Origin of the sequence: Methylophaga sp. UBA2513 (assembly GCF_002341285.1) — a bacterium.
GTDB classification, from domain to species: domain Bacteria; phylum Pseudomonadota; class Gammaproteobacteria; order Nitrosococcales; family Methylophagaceae; genus Methylophaga; species Methylophaga marina.
Genome location: NZ_DDNT01000006.1, coordinates 109,478 through 126,378, shown reverse-complemented (window position 1 = coordinate 126,378; position 16,901 = coordinate 109,478). Strand labels below are relative to the sequence as shown.

21 protein-coding genes are annotated in these 16,901 nt (G+C 45.2%); 14 read left to right on the top strand and 7 right to left on the bottom strand.

All coding sequences use genetic code 11. From position 1 onward, the window contains the following. Window positions 1-26 precede the first annotated feature (26 nt). The 8 genes from mauB to napH are packed head-to-tail and all read left to right on the top strand — an operon-like array spanning window position 27 to window position 5,983. Entirely contained in the window at window positions 27-1,205 is a 1,179-nt protein-coding gene (mauB, locus tag B3V56_RS02420) for a methylamine dehydrogenase (amicyanin) large subunit (protein ID WP_289244471.1), read from the top strand. 3 nt (window positions 1,206-1,208) lie between these two features. Continuing rightward, on the top strand, window positions 1,209-1,757 hold the full coding sequence (locus B3V56_RS02415; protein WP_286303679.1) for a MauE/DoxX family redox-associated membrane protein: 549 nt from the start codon (window positions 1,209-1,211) through the stop codon (window positions 1,755-1,757). A gap of 23 nt (window positions 1,758-1,780) precedes the next feature. Next, on the top strand, window positions 1,781-2,413 hold the full coding sequence (gene mauD / locus B3V56_RS02410) for a methylamine dehydrogenase accessory protein MauD (RefSeq protein ID WP_286303678.1): 633 nt from the start codon (window positions 1,781-1,783) through the stop codon (window positions 2,411-2,413). A gap of 45 nt (window positions 2,414-2,458) precedes the next feature. Then, window positions 2,459-3,025, top strand: coding sequence for a methylamine dehydrogenase (amicyanin) small subunit (gene mauA / locus B3V56_RS02405; protein ID WP_286303677.1), 567 nt, complete (start codon window positions 2,459-2,461; stop codon window positions 3,023-3,025). Window positions 3,026-3,049: 24 nt separating this feature from the next. Continuing rightward, the gene (gene mauG / locus B3V56_RS02400) at window positions 3,050-4,054 is read left to right on the top strand and encodes a tryptophan tryptophylquinone biosynthesis enzyme MauG (protein ID WP_286303676.1); all 1,005 of its coding nucleotides are present in this window, start codon (window positions 3,050-3,052) and stop codon (window positions 4,052-4,054) included. A 50-nt stretch (window positions 4,055-4,104) separates the two neighbouring features. After that, window positions 4,105-4,422, top strand: coding sequence for a hypothetical protein (locus B3V56_RS02395; RefSeq protein ID WP_289244472.1), 318 nt, complete (start codon window positions 4,105-4,107; stop codon window positions 4,420-4,422). Between the two features lie 29 nt (window positions 4,423-4,451). Beyond that, window positions 4,452-5,135 (top strand): ferredoxin-type protein NapG, encoded by a 684-nt coding sequence (gene napG, locus B3V56_RS02390; RefSeq protein WP_286303674.1) that lies wholly within the window; start codon window positions 4,452-4,454, stop codon window positions 5,133-5,135. 2 nt (window positions 5,136-5,137) lie between these two features. After that, entirely contained in the window at window positions 5,138-5,983 is an 846-nt protein-coding gene (gene napH / locus B3V56_RS02385) for a quinol dehydrogenase ferredoxin subunit NapH (RefSeq protein ID WP_289282035.1), read from the top strand. A gap of 75 nt (window positions 5,984-6,058) precedes the next feature. Here napH and azu read toward each other — a convergent pair whose 3' ends face one another. Next, window positions 6,059-6,508, bottom strand: coding sequence for an azurin (azu, locus tag B3V56_RS02380; protein ID WP_286303672.1), 450 nt, complete (start codon window positions 6,506-6,508; stop codon window positions 6,059-6,061). Window positions 6,509-6,864: 356 nt separating this feature from the next. Between azu and B3V56_RS02375 the strand changes: the two genes are divergently transcribed. The 6 genes from B3V56_RS02375 (at window position 6,865) to B3V56_RS02350 (ending at window position 12,207) form a co-directional block, all read left to right on the top strand. Next, a complete protein-coding gene (locus B3V56_RS02375) occupies window positions 6,865-7,077 on the top strand; it encodes a hypothetical protein (protein ID WP_289282036.1) in 213 nt (70 codons plus the stop codon). Between the two features lie 495 nt (window positions 7,078-7,572). Beyond that, a complete protein-coding gene (gene pstS, locus B3V56_RS02370) occupies window positions 7,573-8,631 on the top strand; it encodes a phosphate ABC transporter substrate-binding protein PstS (protein ID WP_286303670.1) in 1,059 nt (352 codons plus the stop codon). 123 nt (window positions 8,632-8,754) lie between these two features. Continuing rightward, complete coding sequence (gene pstC, locus B3V56_RS02365; protein ID WP_289244475.1) at window positions 8,755-9,732, top strand: phosphate ABC transporter permease subunit PstC; 978 nt, start codon at window positions 8,755-8,757, stop codon at window positions 9,730-9,732. Next, on the top strand, window positions 9,729-10,634 hold the full coding sequence (pstA, locus tag B3V56_RS02360; RefSeq protein WP_286303668.1) for a phosphate ABC transporter permease PstA: 906 nt from the start codon (window positions 9,729-9,731) through the stop codon (window positions 10,632-10,634). The genes pstC and pstA overlap by 4 nt, the downstream gene beginning before the upstream one ends. A gap of 20 nt (window positions 10,635-10,654) precedes the next feature. Beyond that, on the top strand, window positions 10,655-11,476 hold the full coding sequence (gene pstB / locus B3V56_RS02355; RefSeq protein ID WP_414673374.1) for a phosphate ABC transporter ATP-binding protein PstB: 822 nt from the start codon (window positions 10,655-10,657) through the stop codon (window positions 11,474-11,476). Between the two features lie 14 nt (window positions 11,477-11,490). Beyond that, the gene (locus B3V56_RS02350) at window positions 11,491-12,207 is read left to right on the top strand and encodes a hypothetical protein (protein WP_289282037.1); all 717 of its coding nucleotides are present in this window, start codon (window positions 11,491-11,493) and stop codon (window positions 12,205-12,207) included. Here B3V56_RS02350 and B3V56_RS02345 read toward each other — a convergent pair whose 3' ends face one another. The 6 genes from B3V56_RS02345 to B3V56_RS02320 all read right to left on the bottom strand — a co-directional run bounded on the left by B3V56_RS02345 (window position 12,208) and on the right by B3V56_RS02320 (window position 16,895). Then, window positions 12,208-12,507 (bottom strand): hypothetical protein, encoded by a 300-nt coding sequence (locus B3V56_RS02345; RefSeq protein ID WP_289282038.1) that lies wholly within the window; start codon window positions 12,505-12,507, stop codon window positions 12,208-12,210. Window positions 12,508-12,573: 66 nt separating this feature from the next. Further along, on the bottom strand, window positions 12,574-13,305 hold the full coding sequence (locus tag B3V56_RS02340; protein ID WP_289282039.1) for a hypothetical protein: 732 nt from the start codon (window positions 13,303-13,305) through the stop codon (window positions 12,574-12,576). Between the two features lie 11 nt (window positions 13,306-13,316). Next, window positions 13,317-14,543: a beta-ketoacyl-ACP synthase gene (locus B3V56_RS02335; RefSeq protein ID WP_339608399.1), complete on the bottom strand. Its 1,227-nt coding sequence runs from the start codon at window positions 14,541-14,543 to the stop codon at window positions 13,317-13,319. Further along, complete coding sequence (locus B3V56_RS02330; RefSeq protein WP_286303663.1) at window positions 14,543-15,268, bottom strand: 3-ketoacyl-ACP reductase FabG2; 726 nt, start codon at window positions 15,266-15,268, stop codon at window positions 14,543-14,545. The genes B3V56_RS02335 and B3V56_RS02330 overlap by 1 nt, the downstream gene beginning before the upstream one ends. Then, window positions 15,265-15,717 carry a hypothetical protein gene (locus tag B3V56_RS02325; RefSeq protein ID WP_289282040.1) on the bottom strand — a complete coding sequence of 151 codons (453 nt, stop codon included), beginning with the start codon at window positions 15,715-15,717 and terminating at the stop codon, window positions 15,265-15,267. Before B3V56_RS02325 ends, B3V56_RS02330 begins: the two co-directional genes overlap by 4 nt. Continuing rightward, entirely contained in the window at window positions 15,714-16,895 is a 1,182-nt protein-coding gene (locus tag B3V56_RS02320) for a beta-ketoacyl-[acyl-carrier-protein] synthase family protein (protein ID WP_289282041.1), read from the bottom strand. The genes B3V56_RS02325 and B3V56_RS02320 overlap by 4 nt, the downstream gene beginning before the upstream one ends. Between the last annotated feature and the right edge of the window lie 6 nt (window positions 16,896-16,901).

Genomic DNA, 16,901 nt, shown 5'->3' with positions numbered 1-16,901 from the left:
ATAAACCAAAATAGTTTGGAGAAGATATGACACTATTTAACCTTAAATCAAAGCTGCGACAAAAAAGTCTAGCAGGGGGCATTGCTACGGCAGCGCTGATGGCTACCACTTATCCAGCACTAGCTGATATTGCTGTTGAACAACAGACCATTGAAGTTGCCCCAGCCAGTGACTCAAAGCGTGTTTATGTCACTGACCCTGGCCATTTCCAGATGACCTCTCAGGTGTTCACCATCGACGGTAACAACAACAAGATCCTGGGTATGTCTGATGCCGGTAAGCTGCCTCATGTGCTGCTCGGTGACCAGGGTAACTTCATGGCGATTGCTAACACCTGGTATGACCGCATCGCCCGGGGTAACCGTGATGATTACATCGAAGTCTTTGATACACAGACTCACGATGTGACAGCAGACATTGATATCCCTGAAGGTCGCTTCCTGACCGCTGTTTTTACCCACATGGCAACGCTGAGCACTGATGACAAGCACATGATGTTCCAGCAGTTTTCACCGATACCGGCAGTGGGTCTGGTTGATCTGGAACAAAACAAGTTCGTCAAAATGATGGATACCCCGGACTGTTACCACCTGTTCCCGGCACCGGAACAGAACGTGTATATGCACTGCCGTGACGGTTCAATGCTGAAAATCAATTACGACGATGAGGGTAATTCCACTCAGACTCACAGCGAAGTGTTCCATCCGGAAGACAGTTATCTGGTCAATGAGCCTTACTACTCGGATGTCACTAACCGTCTGGTATGGCCGGATTACGAAGGCCGTATCTATCGGGCAACCCTGACTGCTGATGGCGCTGAATTCAAGGAGCCTATCGAAGTCTTCACTGAAGAAGAGAAAGCAGACAGATGGCGTCCAGGTGGCTGGCAGCTGGTCACTGTTCATAACGACAGTAATGAACTGTACCTGCTGGCAGATCAGCGTGGTGAATTCACCCACAAAACACCAAGCCGTTACGTGTTTGTAGTCGACGCCGATACCGGTGAACGCCTGCGCAAGATGGAACTGAACCATGAAATCGATTCCATTGCTGTCAGCCAGGACGACAAACCGTATCTGTTCGCCTTATCCGCTAACGAACAGACTCTGTACACCTTTGATGCTAAGACAGGTAAGAAAATCGGCGAAACGGCAGGACTCGGCCGCTATCCGCACATTCTCACCCTGCCTCAGGATAGCGAGTAAGACATGAACTGGCTTACTAACGATCCTGCCCTGTCAGTACTGGCCACACTTTTTGTGGGGCTGGTACTGGCGGTAGCAGCCATTTCCAAGTTGCGTAGCCCTGACGAGTTCCAGGGTGTGGTCGACAACTACCGTTTGTTGCCGGGCTTTCTGGTTAAACCGGTAGCCAAGCTTCTGCCTTGGATTGAACTGGCATGTGCCGTCGCTTTGATGGTGCCGCCTGTACGTGAAATAGCTGCCTGGGTAGCAGTGGGACTGTTCGTGATGTTCTCGCTGGCATTGGCCATCAATGTCGGCAGGGGCCGAACCCATATTGACTGCGGTTGTGTAAGACGTCCGACCAGTCGGAGCCGAATCGGCATGTTCCATGTGCTGCGTGCGCTCTTTCTTGCCGGCGTCAGCATCTACATCGCTTTTAGTTCACTGGAAATAGCCAATATCTCCCTCGCATCGTGGCTGATTGGTATGGCCTCAGCAGCACTGCTGGCCATGCTTTATATAGCTGCAGATGTGATGGTGGGATTGCCAAATTCCCGTGAATCAAGAACTTAATTTTTTAGTAAGGAAAATTTACAATGAGTTTCGATATTCTTATTGCTTCAAATGTGTTGCTTTGGGCAGCTTTTCTGGCTCTGGCTGCACTTATGGTAGGTGTTATTCGCCAAATTGGTCTGCTACACGAACGGTCAGCACCACTGGGTGCCATGATGGTCGATCACGGACCCGATATTGGTGACAAATCACCTGTGTTCAACGTGAAAACCTTCACCGATGAAAAAGACTTGCTGGTCGGTCGCGCTATCACGCCTGGACGTCCAAGCCTGTTGATGTTCACCGGTCCTTCCTGCCCTGTTTGTGCCAAGCTGCTGCCAATTATTCGTGATGTCGCAGCAAGTGAAGGCGCAGATGTCATTCTGATCAGTGACGGTACGGCTGCTGAACACCGTGAGTTCCTGAGCAACCACCCACTGAAAAATGAGTATTACGTGAACTCACCAGAAATTGGCATGCGCTACCAGGTTTCCAAAGTCCCTTACGGTGTACTGCTGGATGCCGATGGCGTGATAAAAGGCAAAGGTCTGTGCAACACACGTGAGCATGTTGAAAGCCTGTTTGAAACCGTACGACTGGGTCACGCTTCACTGCAGAGCTACCTCAAAGACAGCTCTACTGCCAAGGAAGTGACAGTGGGCGAGCAACTGCACTAATCATTGATTTGAGAGTAGAACCAAAAAACATAACGGAGAAGGCAAATGACAAAGAAATTAGGATTTGACGCTGCTATTGAGAAACTGAGCCGTCGTACCGCAAACAAAACCGGTCGTCGTGGCTTCGTGGGTAAACTGGGTGGCTTCCTGGTAGGTGCGACACTGCTTCCCTTGCTGCCAGTTGATCGCCGTGGTCGTCTGAACAGCGCCCACGCCGCTGACGCCAGTGACCTGGATGCGGCCAGAGCAGGTTGGCAACCACAGGATCAGGATCCACAAGCCTGTGACTACTGGCGGCACTGTTCTATCGACGGGAACGTCTGTGACTGCTGTGGTGGTACGCTGACTTCCTGTCCTCCGGGCACCAGCCTGTCACCGAGCTCATGGGTGGCCAGCTGTTACAACCCGGGTGACGGTCAGACTTACCTGATCGCTTACCGTGACTGCTGTGGTAAGCAAACCTGTGGTCAATGTGCGTGTCTGAACACAGAAGGTGAACTGCCGGTTTACCGTCCTGAGTTCTCCAACGACATCGTATGGTGCTTCGGTGCAGAAAATGATGATATGACCTATCACTGCACCATCTCACCAGTCGTTGGTAAAGCCAGCTAAGTTGGCCTGAGGCATTCTTACATCATGAAGATCAGAATCCTCGTCATGTTGGCATGCACGGTATTTTCCGTGCATGCCAGTTTGGCTGATGACACAATCAAGCGGAGTGATTATCAACGTCCCGAGGCCATTCCGGCGCCGGACTCCAACCCGCTTACTATAGAAAAAACAACGCTGGGTAAAGCCCTGTTTTTTGACCCGCGTTTGTCCCGAGATAAAGGTATGTCCTGTGCGACCTGCCACTCACCGGATCATCGCTGGAGCGATGGCCGCGTTGTGCCGCTGGGTTCGGAAGAACTTGAGCAGCCGAGACGAACGCCCACTGTCATGAACAGCGCCTGGCTTAAAGCATTAATGTGGGATGGCCGAGCCAACTCACTGGAAGCGCAGGCAGTGCTTCCCATCACCACGCCACACGAAATGAACTACAACATGGATGAATTAGTTCAGCGACTAGGTGAAATTAAAGGTTATCGCCCCTTATTTGAGTCTGCCTATGGTGATGCAGAAATCACTACACAGCGCATTGCGATGGCATTAGCGACTTTTCAACGTACCTTGGTCTCCAATGTTTCAAGCTTTGATCGTTGGGTAGAAGGTGATGATGAAGCTATCAGTGTCAGTGCTCAACGTGGTTTTCAAGTATTTAACAATAAAGCCCAGTGCGCCGCTTGTCATAAGTCATGGCGTTTTACTGATGATAGTTTCCATGACATTGGGCTGGATAGCCCGGATCTGGGTCGTGGCAATACCATCCCTGTCGAGGTGACGATTATGCAGCATGCTTTTAAAACCCCGACCTTACGTGATCTGCCAGAAAACGGACCTTTTATGCATGATGGTTCCATGACCAATCTGGAGCAAGTGATCAAACATTATGAAGACGGTGGTCTCAAACGTCCCAGCCTGTCTAAAGAAATGTCGCCATTTGAACTAACTGAACAACAAAAAGCCGATCTGATTGCCTTTTTGAAAACCTTAAATGGTGGTCCATTAGCACTTTCTCCACCCGAATTACCCGAGGAGTAGCATACGTGAACAGACAAGTAACACTTTGGCTCATGACTATAGCTTGCATTATGAGTACGCTCATTCTACCCGTTGCCAGTGCCGAACAAGCAAGCGACTCAGAACAGATTATTCGAGAGTTATCGCTGACCCATCACGATTTCGATGAATGGCACTTTACCCCGCAAGTCAATGACAAACTACTGATTCATAACAAAGCGAATATCGCACACAGTATTTATGTCACCTACCCCGATGGCAAAGTGGTGAACTTAGGCGTACAGCTTCCGGGAGAAACCGTCAGCTTGACTATTCCAGCAGCCGGTGATTACCTTTTGCAATGCTGGATACATCCGGTTATCAGAGCCGAAATGACGGTAGCTCCCTGATATTTGCTGTTTATCTGCTGGAGGTACTAATGGCAGAAAATCAACGAGACACTAACCATCAATTAGACGATCCCGGAAAACGGGAAACCTTTCGTCATCTATTCAAACGTTTTGGAGTGGTACTGGTGGGTACCATCATTGGACAATCCATGATTCTATCCCGTCCAGCACGCGCTGCAGAAGCGCTTCGCCCACCAGGCGCATTGCCGGATCTGGACTTCGACTCATCATGTATACGATGTGGCTTATGTGTTGAAGACTGCCCCTACGATATTCTGAAGTTAGCCAGTTGGGCTGACCCTGCTCCACAAGGCACGCCTTATTTTGTAGCCAGAGAAGAACCGTGCCGGATGTGCACCGATATTCCCTGTGCCAAGGCCTGCCCAACCGGTGCACTTGATCGTCATATGACCGATATAAAAAAAGCGGATATGGGCGTCGCTGTACTTGTTGACCATGAAACCTGCCTCAATTACAAAGGTTTGACCTGTAGTATTTGCTGGCGAGTTTGCCCCATTCGTGATGAAGCCATCACCATTGAACCTATCCAGACTGAGGCAGGAAAATTGATGATTCCTACCGTGCATTCAGACATCTGTACTGGATGCGGCACCTGTGAAAAACATTGTGTCTTGTCTGAAGCAGCAATTCGCGTACTTCCACGCGAACTGGGCTTAGGCTTGTCTGGCAGGAATGCCGTTGGGAGGAGCTAAGTATGTTACATCGTCTGAAGCGTGGTCTCTATCGGCATCGCTGGTTGTTGACGCGCCGTATCGTACAAATCTCCATTTTACTTGCCTTTATTGTTGCAATACCGGGTTATGGCAAGATTGCTGATGGCAATTTATCGTCTAGTCTCTGGTTTGAACAACTCAAACTGACCGATCCTTTTATTCTTCTCCAGTCTTTTTTTGCAGGTTCCCCTATTGCCTTGCCCGCGCTTATGGGGGCGATACTGGTCGGAGGATTTTATGCCTTCTTTGCCGGTCGTCTTTACTGTAGCTGGGTATGTCCCATCAACTTACTGACTGATTTAGCCTATTGGTTACGTAAACGTCTCAATGTTAAAGGCAATATGAATTTATCGCGTCATTTACGACTCTGGATCTTAGCCTTATCTCTGGTGCTTTCTTTTTTAGGCGGGACCTTGGCGTGGGAAATAGTGAACCCTATTACACGATTCCAGCGAGAGTTAATATGGTTTTCTTTAAGTGGGGCGATGCTGCTAGGCGCTTTGTTTTTGTTTGATTTATTTGTCAGTCGTCGTGCCTGGTGCGGCCATCTGTGCCCAGTAGGTGCTTTCTATGGCATTTTAGGACGCTATGGTCGACTCAAAGTGACATCCACACCGACAGAAAGCTGTGATACCAGTGGCTGTTCACGTTGCGTTGCTGTTTGTCCTGAACCACATGTACTGGCTCCCGTAGTGTCCAAACAAGCCTTATCCGTTACTTCAAGTGATTGTACTCGTTGCGGTGCTTGTCTTGATGAATGTAGCGAGGGAGTACTGTCAATGAAAATTGACTTAGTGGGGATGGCGAATAGAAAAGCTGACGATTAAATAAAAAGATAAAGGTGGGCGGCAAACCACCACACCTTTATAACAGGGGATACAAGAGGAAGCTGAAAGGTATTTTTATTCTGCTTGTTTCACGGTGCCGCGCATCATAAATGTGTGACCAGGGAATGAGCAGAAAAAGCTATAGTCCTCATTTTTATTTAACACACTCGTTTTAAAGGTTGTTGAGGCACTTTCACCGCCACCGATGATCGGTGTGAATGCGAGCACACGCTCATCATCCTTTGGAAGGAAATCATTTTCGAGCCCTTCTGGTGCACCGGCTTGAGCAATGGCATTCACATCTGAAGTCTTGGCTAATACCCAGTTATGACCAAGCCCATCTTTAGATAGCTTACCTGTATGCGTGAAATTGACAGTAAATTCATCACAATCAGATGGCACAGTGATTGTCTTAGTGTTGTATGACCATGAATCACCCGCAGTAATTTCTACTTCACAAGTATTGGCACTTGCTAAGTTAGGTAAGGCAAATGCTAAAGGAATAAAAAAATAAGAAAAACGCATATTAACTCCATGAAAAAAATCACAATGTGAGCAATAAGTTTAATGGCAGCGTTTATATCTCAGTAGCAAAAATGGGCATTGTTCGAGTCATGTCATGTTTCTTAGCGAATGTTTGAATCCCACCATCATAAAAGCCGAAACAAAACTATTTTCGACGTTCAAATTGAGAGAGCTAATGGTGCTACTTTTTCTACTAAACTCCCCTCCGCTCCTCTAGCGACACAAAGCTCCAATCGCATGCGACTAACCGCTATGTAGAGATAATGGGCTATTTACCTGAAAATCTGGGGTAATTATCAGCTGCTGCCAGCTATGTAATCATTTTTAATATGCTCTCCAATACAAAGGAGAGAGAAATGAATGTTTTATTAATAGGTGCTGTTGCTATGATTGCAGCATTGATTCTATCGGCATGGTTAATGACATTTGCCAGATGGTTTCCCATCAAAGGGATAGACGGCGACTTTTTAGTCGATTACAAAACCATGATCAGGGCTCACGTAGATTATGCACTCATGGCATTATTCAGCTTAGGTTTTTTATGGCGCTGCGACTGGGGCCGATATTGAGTTATCAAAGTTCGCCTGTCTTTGTTTCGCCATTGGCGGATTCACTAACCCAACCATTTTTGTGATTGCCGCTTTTGATATCGATTTCTGGAATAAAACTATCTGGAAAATATTCTCAGCATTGAGCTTTATTATTACAACTATTGGCTTTGTCTGGATTGCCTTCAGATTACTTATGTTTGCAATTCAGTAGAAGTAACAATACTGCTATTAAGACTATAGAGTCCCTAATAATGACGCTCTATTTAGTCATAATGTCACTTTAATTTATCCATTTTGTGAAAAGAGACGAATTAAAAAAACTGACATTGATACATTATTAATAAGCAAAAAGATCTATAGATAATTGATTTTAATATAAATTATTAGATACAACCTTCTACTGATATAAAAAATTCTGACTAAATTTGCTTTTGTCATAAATCTTTAACTTAAGACCGATACTCTGTTCGAGTTAAAGATTTTTATTGCTTAATTAACTAGTCAGGAGTTTCTATGAAACTATTTGCAAAAAATGCAAAGTCAGTTTTTCTTATCACTGCCCTTGTTGGTGCGATGTCATCAACTGCTGCACATGCCGAACTGAAGTTGAACGGTTCTGGTGCCAGTTTTCCAGCCCCTCTTTATAACAAATGGTTTAAAGATTACAGCAAGCAAACTGATGGTGTGCGTGTAGATTACCAATCTAAAGGTAGTGGCGCAGGTATTCGTGATTTCATCAATGAAACAGTTGACTTTGCAGCAAGTGACGCGGCGATGAAAGACAGCGAAATCGAGCAAGTCAAAAAAGGTGCGATTCTGTTACCAATGACAGCCGGTGAAGTGGTTCTGTCTTACAACCTGGAAGGTGTTAAAGAATTAAAACTGCCACGTGATGTTTACCCAGCCATTTTCATGGGCAAAATCACTCAATGGAATGACCCAAAAATCCAAGCAGCCAACCCAGGTGTTAAATTACCTGACGAAAAAATCACTGTAGTCGTTCGCTCTGACTCAAGTGGTACAAGTTATGTTTACACCAACCACTTGTCTGCCATCAATGCAGAATTTAAAGAAACTATCGGTGCAGCTAAATCACCTAACTGGCCTTCTTCTGCATTAATCGTCAAAGCGCCAAAAAATGATGGTGTGACAGCGACTATCAAACAAACGCCTGGTTCAATTGGTTACATTGAATATGGCTTTGCAAAATTAACCAAAATGCCAACCGCTATTCTTGAAAACCAAAAAGGTAAATTCGTTGAAGCCGGTGGTGAAACAGGTGCTGCTGCATTAGCAACAACAACGTTCCCAGAAGGTAATTTACCAGGTAGTGATGTACCTGATTTACGTGCTTGGTCTACTGACCCTGCTGGTGAAGATGCTTACCCAATCGCCTCGTTCACATGGTTGTTGGTCTACAAAGATCAAGAAGATGATAAAGCAAAAGCTTTACGTGACTTAATCGAATACATGGTAACAACAGGTCAAGAATCATCTGAAGCAATGGGTTATATCCCACTACCAGAAAACGTGGTTGAGAAAGTTCGCAACGCAGCGAAAATGATCAAGTAATCACATCGTTGAAAACTCAGATAAAAATGCTGCAAGGCTGGAAAGTCCTTGCAGCATTTTCTCTGTTTTTACACGCCATAAAACATGTTTAAAAACACGAATGAATAATTGATAGGAACGCACATGGTTTACGATCCATTTAAAGAAGCCAGCAGTGATAAAACACTGTCTGCTCCGCCATCATCGACGGATTACTTAAAAGACTCGGTATTTCGTTCTTTTGCTTATTTTTGCGCCCTATCGATTGTCCTTTTGGTTGCCTATATCGTTTTTGAATTAGGTTCACAGGCATTACCGGCCATCAAAACACATGGCCTTGGCTTTATTACTGGTACTACATGGGATACCAACCAAGGGGTGTTTGGTGTGTTACCTGAAATTTGGGGCACATTATATAGTTCGCTCTTAGCTTTACTTCTGGGTGGTTTATTAGGTGTTTCAATAGCGATCTTCCTGACTCAAGGATTTGTACACGCTAAGTTCGAAATGATTTTCAGAACCGTCATCGAATTGTTAGCAGCTATCCCCTCTGTTGTTTATGGTTTATGGGGCATTTATGTACTGATTCCATTGATAAGACCTGGCGCTGAGTGGTTACATGACACCTTAGGCTGGTTTCCCCTATTTGGCACAGAGTTGAGTGGTCCAGGTCTTGCTCCTGCGGCATTGGTACTCGCTATTATGATTTTACCTACCGTAGCAGCGATTTCTGCAGATGCTTTCCGCCGTATCCCCTACAAAGTGAAAGAAGCCGCTTACGGTATGGGCGCTACCAAGTGGGAAGTCATTTTAAAAGTAATGCTCCCTACAGCCTCTTCCGGCATTTTGGCTGGTTTAGTGCTTGGATTCGGTCGCGCTCTTGGTGAAACCATGGCGCTCGCCATGTTGATTGGTAACGTCAACAATATCGATGTTTCACTGTTTGCTCCGGCCAATACCTTAGCGTCACTTCTTGCTTCTACTTTCCCTGAAGCAGGTGAAATCGAAATACAGGCTTTAATGTATGCCGCGCTGGTTCTACTGGTCATCACCTTTATGGTCAACGTTGTCGGTTTGGCAGTACAGCAATACACCATGCGTAAGTTTGAGGGTAAAAAATGAGTCAAATACAATTAGAAGAGCAGGTATTGCCACCAAGAATTCAGTTACCGGCTCTAGAAAAAAATATTTTTGAAGTCAGGGCATTAAAAAACTACTTTCTGACATCCTTAGTTTGGTTGTTAGCTGTTCTAGCCAGTATCCCTCTATTTTCAGTGATTTATATGCTACTCGTACAAGGTGGCGCCAGACTGGATATGGAAGCGATTACCGCCCTGCCACCCGCTGGTTTTGAAATGGGTGGTGGCTTTGGTAATGCCATTGTCGGTACATTAACCATGGTGGGTATTGCCTCGGCCATCAGTATTCCTATTGGCATTATGGCAGCACTGTATTTATCGATACTTAATCCTTCCAGCAAAATAGCAACCATCTCACGCTTTTTAGCCAAAGTATTGACGGGCTTTCCTTCAATCCTGGCGGGTGTTTTTGTTTATGCCGTTATCGTTATCACAACAGGGACTTACTCTGCCTGGGCAGGTGGTGTGGCCTTAGCTGTTCTGATGTTGCCTACGGTGACTTTGGCAGCAGAAGAAGCCATGAAACAAGTACCACAAAAAATGAAAGATGCCGCGTTTGGTATGGGGTGTACGCGTACACAAGTCATATTAAAAGTGGTTTTACCTACAGCATTACCCGGCATTTTGACCGGTGTGATATTGGCTGTAGCGGGTGCCGCTGGTGAGTCAGCTCCGTTACTGTTTACTGCCTTGTTTAGTAATTACTACATGGCTGAACTGGCAGAGCCAACAGCCTCTTTATCCATTTTGATTTACAACTTCTCCGGCATGCCGTTTGAGAATCAGATTGAGCTTGCTTGGGCAGCCTCTCTGGTACTTGTAATACTCGTCCTCTTTTTCAATATTCTGGCCCGCGTTGTCGGCAGATCGAAATTTAAAGAATAACGTAAGGAAAACCTATGAATATGCAAACCGATACCGCTGAATTTATTGCTGAAAAGTACGTCCCAAAAGGCCCTGTGGTTTTAGATTGCCATGTAAAAAATATCTACTATGGCGACTTCAGAGCGGTCAGAGACACCACCATTCCTATTGAGAAAAATAAAGTCACCGGCTTTATTGGTCCATCAGGTTGCGGTAAAAGTACCGTTCTACGCAGCATGAATCGTATGAATGATCTGATCGACTCCTTCCGTTTTGAAGGTCATATCCAATATCACAAACATGATATCTACAGCAAAAAGGTCGATGCGGTCATCGTCAGACGTTATATCGGCATGGTGTTCCAGTTACCTAATCCTTTTTCTATGAGCATTTACGATAATGTTGCCTTTGGTCTGAGACTGAATGGCTATAAAGGCGATGAAGAAGAGATGGTCGTAAAAGCACTAAAACGTGCGGCTATCTGGAATGATGTTAAAGATAAATTAAAAAACAGCGGATTATCTTTATCAGGTGGTCAGCAACAACGTTTGTGTATTGCCAGAGCCATTGCCACAGAACCTGATGTGTTATTAATGGATGAACCTTGTTCAGCTCTAGACCCGATTGCAACACGTCAGATCGAAGAGTTGATGGTAGAACTGAAACAACACTACAGCGTGGCTTTAGTCACACATAATATGCAACAAGCCATGCGTGTGGCTGATACAACAGCGTTTCTGGGTGTGGATATTTCACAAGGTGGTCGTACTGGCTATCTAGTAGAAATGGACGATACCAAAAAGATTTTTGAAGATCCTCAACAGTTATTAACCAAACAGTATGTGCGAGGTGAGTTTAGTTAATCTAAACCATTATTATGGGTTCATCATCACTTAATGCTGTTCACAGTGCGACACAACATGATCTGACAGGCAATATTGCTCGACTCAATATTAGCGCTGTCAGATCACGTCTGCTTGATACTCAAAAACACTTTGATAAGATTAATAAAACCCTCACCGTACAAAGAACACCCCCCTCTAATGAAGTGATTGAAAATATTGTTGCCGGCTACGCCAAGATAGATTTTTATCTGGCGAATGGCATTGATCTTTTCGCCATGGGTAATTCACATTTACTGTTAGAACTTAATCACATAGTGCTTTATCACACTTCATCAATATCTGAAGAAGAATCGCAGCATCAATTTGAAGCAACAAAGGCCCACTTCTACGCAGCACGTAATGGTGGTATTGGTCAGCTTATGGACTGGTTGGCACTCAATCAACATACCAATATTTGGAAGCGAACGGCCGGTTTATTCACTAATATACTGAGTCAGCCCCAGCTGTTTCTGGAAGGCAATCATCGTACAGGTTCGCTCATCATGAGTTATTTATTGATGCATGAAGGCTATCAACCGTTTGTGTTGTCTTACGAGAATGCCAGACATTTTTTCGAGCCTGCTGAACTGACCAAAAAACGTCGTAAGAAATCATTAGTCGACGATTTTATTTATCTGCCAAAACAAACACGTAAATTTGCCAAGCTGCTGAAAGACGAGCAAAAAAGACAATCTTTTTTGAAAAATTAGCTAGTGATAACGGGTCGTAGACGTTTTTTCTTTTAATTCACCGCGATTGGATTCAATAATTCTCTGAAACTTCTCCGGATCTTTACGAAGAATATCGATATATTCACTGACCAAGTCATGCCACTGATTACCACCATGAATAGCAAACTTTTCCAAAGCAACTAATAATAACTTGGCTGCCACTCTAAGTTCTTTGCTATCAGCCTCACCATACCATCCAAGCAACTCATTATAGAGTTCTTCGATTTTTTCCAGAGGCGTAAACTCCACAACCATTCCTTCAGAATCTTTGTCACTCATCTCAGCACTCTTTAAATGAAGTTGTCTCTGGGCAAACAGTTATGTAGAAAAAAGCACTCACACCAGTTACTTAGCATATTTTTGAATTTTTCGATGTGGCGTCTTCTCAGCTACTTCCGCCAACAGAGCTTCATGTCCAGAGTTTTGTTTAAGCACTTTACAGATCCAAGCGGCCGTATCTTGCCCCAAGGCATCCAAATCAGGGTTCATGTACATACTCTCTAACTGCTCAGTAAATAAAGCCATAAGCTCAGGGTCATGAATATTTTCATGAAAAGAAGCTCGCGCGGCCAGTCGCTGTGTGTAGCTATCACCTGTTTGTATCATCCGCATATACATCTGAACTTCAAACGGTTTTTCCGGTTGTTCGATAACCACATGACTTAACTGACGCTGGACCGAAATATAAGTACTTAAGTCGCTCAAGGCCTTTTTGGCATGTCGTTTAACTTTTGACTCCGCTGCTTTTTTTGCTAACAGTTCAAGCGTCGATGTGTATTTTGGGTTACCACTGTATCCTAGCGCTCTTACCTCATAGGCCATCAAATTTCGCTTATCTGAGTCATATAGCTTTTCTTGGTAATTCGCCAATAAATCGGCTTCCAACACATCATATAAGCGAGGATCTGAGATACCTGACCACTGTAATCGTTCCAAGACAGTCTCTTTGCGTTCTTGTGAACCTGTTTGCACCACATTTAATACTGCATCAATCTGCTCATCTTTACTCTGATAAGCCGCAGCATTCATTGAAAGTGCGGTGAATAGTAATGGAATAAGCTTCTTCCCTAAAGTCATAAGTTATCCTTTTAGTTCCATCGTTGAAAAATAAGTGACGTGTTAATACCGCCAAATGCAAAGTTATTCGACATCACATAATCGGTATGAATTTGCCTGGGAGCATTCATGATGTAATCCAGCGTGCCACAATCGGGATCGACTTCATCCAGATTTGCCGTCGCATGAAACCAATCACTGTTCATCATTTCAATAGCGACCCAGGCTTCTAATGCACCACATGCACCTAATGTATGACCAGTATAACTTTTAAATGAGCTTATCGGCGTACTGGAACCAAACACGGCTTCGGTTGCCGTGGTTTCAGCAATGTCTCCACGATCGGTAGCCGTTCCATGAGCACTGATATAGCCAATATTTTCAGGCTCAATAGCGGCATCTTGTAGCGCTAATTCTATGGCCTTTTGCATGGTAGCGGCTGAAGGTTGAGTCACATGACTGCCATCCGAATTTGTGCCAAAACCAATCAGCTCAGCATAAATAGTCGCCCCTCTGACTTGAGCATGTTCCAGCTCTTCCAAGATCAAGGTGCAGGCTCCTTCACCTATAACCAATCCGTCTCTGTCTTTATCAAAAGGTCTGGGAGATAAATGTGGTGTGTCATTCTTAATACTGGTGGCATATAAGGTATCGAACACTGCGGCTTCAGTCGCACATAAGGCCTCACAGCCACCCGCAATCATAATTGTTTGTTGACCGGCTTTGATGGCCTCATAAGCATAGCCAATGGCCTGACTGCCAGAAGTACAGGCACTTGATGTTGTTAATACACGACCTCGCAAACCAAAATAGATACCGATATTCACGGGAGAGGTATGCGCCATCATTTTAATATAAGAGTTTGCATTCAATCCTTCGCATGAGTGATTCAATAGCATATTGCCAAAATCGGCGACAGCACCGGTATCACCAGCCGAAGAGCCATATGCCACACCAACATCGCCACTATTAAGAATGGGATCATTGAGTAAACCAGCTTTATCTAAAGCCAACTCGGTACTCAACACGGCTAACTGAGCGACCCGTCCCATGCTCCGTAAATCCTTACGCTTATAATGCGCCGGCATTTGAAAGTCCCGAACGGGTGCGCCAAGGCGCGTATTTAACTCAGCATATTTATCCCACTCATCAATGCGGCAAATTCCCGTTGTCATCGTTTCCAGGTGATGGCGAATAGTGGCCCAATCATTTCCTATAGGCGAAAAACCCGCTACGCCTGTTACAACTACGCGTTTCATCAGACCATTCCACCATTCACTGAAATGACTTGGCGCGTAATATAGGCAGCACCTTCTGACATTAAAAAACTCACCGTCGCTGCGACTTCTTCGACTTTACCAACACGTTGCATCGGTATTAGTTTCATCGCTTCATCCATGAAAACATCTTCTGTCATCTCTGTATCAATTAACCCCGGCGCGACACAGTTCACTGTGATTTTACGTTTAGCTAATTCAATAGCGAGGGCTTTGGTCGCACCGATAATACCGGCTTTGGCAGCACTATAATTAACCTGTCCACGATTACCAGCCACGCCAGAAACGGATGACATAGTGACAATCCGACCTGGTTTACGTCTTCTCACCATCGGCATGGTGAGTGGTTGTAATACATTATAAAAACCATCAAGGTTCGTTCTTAATACCAGATCCCATTCTTCACCAGGCATAGCAGGAAAAGCATTGTCTCGTGCAAGGCCAGCATTACAAACCACACCATAATAAGCACCATATTCTTCAACATCCGCTTCAAGCACTGCCTGGCATTGCTCTCTATCAGCTATATCAAACTGTAATATGCGAACCTGCCGACCAAGGGCTTTAACCTCTTCAGCCACGGCCTCAGCTTCAGTCCACTTGCTACGGCAATGCAGCACGATGTCATAGCCATCATTCGCTAGCTTAATCGCAACAGCGCGGCCGATACCTCGGCTTGAGCCTGTTACTAATATGGTTTCGCTCATTGTTTTGCTTCCTTAATAAACTGACTGGCATCGTCTGGTTGAAATACATTTAAATTCGCTGTGGCTTCCACATTGAATGCCGTCAACATGCCTTTAAATACATGTAATCCATTTTCAGCCACCATGTCTCGCTCGACTCTCACTGTTAACGTCAGTCCAGTAGCAAACCATGGCACGTTCGATTCATAACGCCGTGTGCCGAGTAGAAACCCAAGCTTGGGTGGCTGATTTTGTTTTCTTTCCTGCACACCTGAAAAAGCCGCGATGGCTTGGGCAAGGTATTCCAAACCAACCCATGCCGGCACGCCCTGTTCCTCTGCAAATAACGTGGCTGAGGAGATATCGACTTCCGCTTCCAACCAGTCATCGCCATAGGCTGTCACACGACTTAACAATGACATGGAGCCTGAATGGGGTACAAGGTCGTCTACAGAATACTCAATACTCATTCTGCTCGTTCCATGACTAAGGCCACATTATTACCGCCAAAAGCAAAGGAATTGCTTAATACGCGTCGTACTGGTGTTGATGTGTGCTGACGCGTCACAAAATTCAGTTCTGGCAATTCAGGATCAGCATTGCGATCCCAGTGATGAACTGGCAACACAGCATTGTCCATCAATGTTAGCCAGCAAATAGCCGCTTCTACTGCACCCGCAGCACCTAGTGTATGTCCTGTCATGGGCTTGGTAGAGCTACATAAAACCGATGCAGGAAAAACACGACTAACAGCTCGCGACTCCATTTGATCATTCAACAGCGTCGCTGTGCCATGTAGATTCACATAATCAATGTCATCAGCTTTCAGACCAGCATCAGCCAATGCCATTCTCATAGCTCGTTCGGCTCCAGTTCCTTCTGGTTCTGGGGCAGAAATATGGTGGGCATCACTACTTTCACCAACGCCTGATAACTTAACACCTTCAGGATTAGCAGAAACAATAAACAACGCACCAGCCTCCCCAATATTGATGCCATTTCTATTCTGACTAAATGGGTTACAAATCGATTTGCTGACCGCTTCCAATGCTGAAAAGCCTTGTAGAGTGAGCTTACACAGTGTGTCGACACCACCCGCAATAACCACATCACAAAGCCCGGCAGTAATAAGCCTCTTGGCTGAAGCCAAGGCTTTGGCACCTGATGAACAGGCTGTAGATACAGCATAGACCGGACCTAAAGCGCCAGATAGTGTTGCAATGAACTCGGCCGTATTGGCCATTTCCTGAATCCTGTAATGATAGTTTTCAGGTAAGTCTTTTCCTTCGACATAAGACTGGATAGCGTTCTCAGCATCAGAAATACCCGATGTACTGGTTCCAATGACCACACCGACTCGCTCAGCACCATAGTTTTTTATGGCCTCATCAACCCTTTCCTGAATCTGATGATATACCGCCAAAGCCAATTGGTTATTTCGACTTTGCCAGCATGCCTCTTCCATTGGAATATCAGGTAATACTTGTTGACACATAGCGACAGGCACAGGCTCTGTACCATAGGCATCGGTCAGGGTCATGAGATCGTTTGGTTCAGCCTCAAGTCCACACTTAAGTTCCAGTATATTGTGTCCGGCAGCACACACTACCCCAACCTGATTCAGGTAAACATTTTTTTTATCAGTCACACTGTT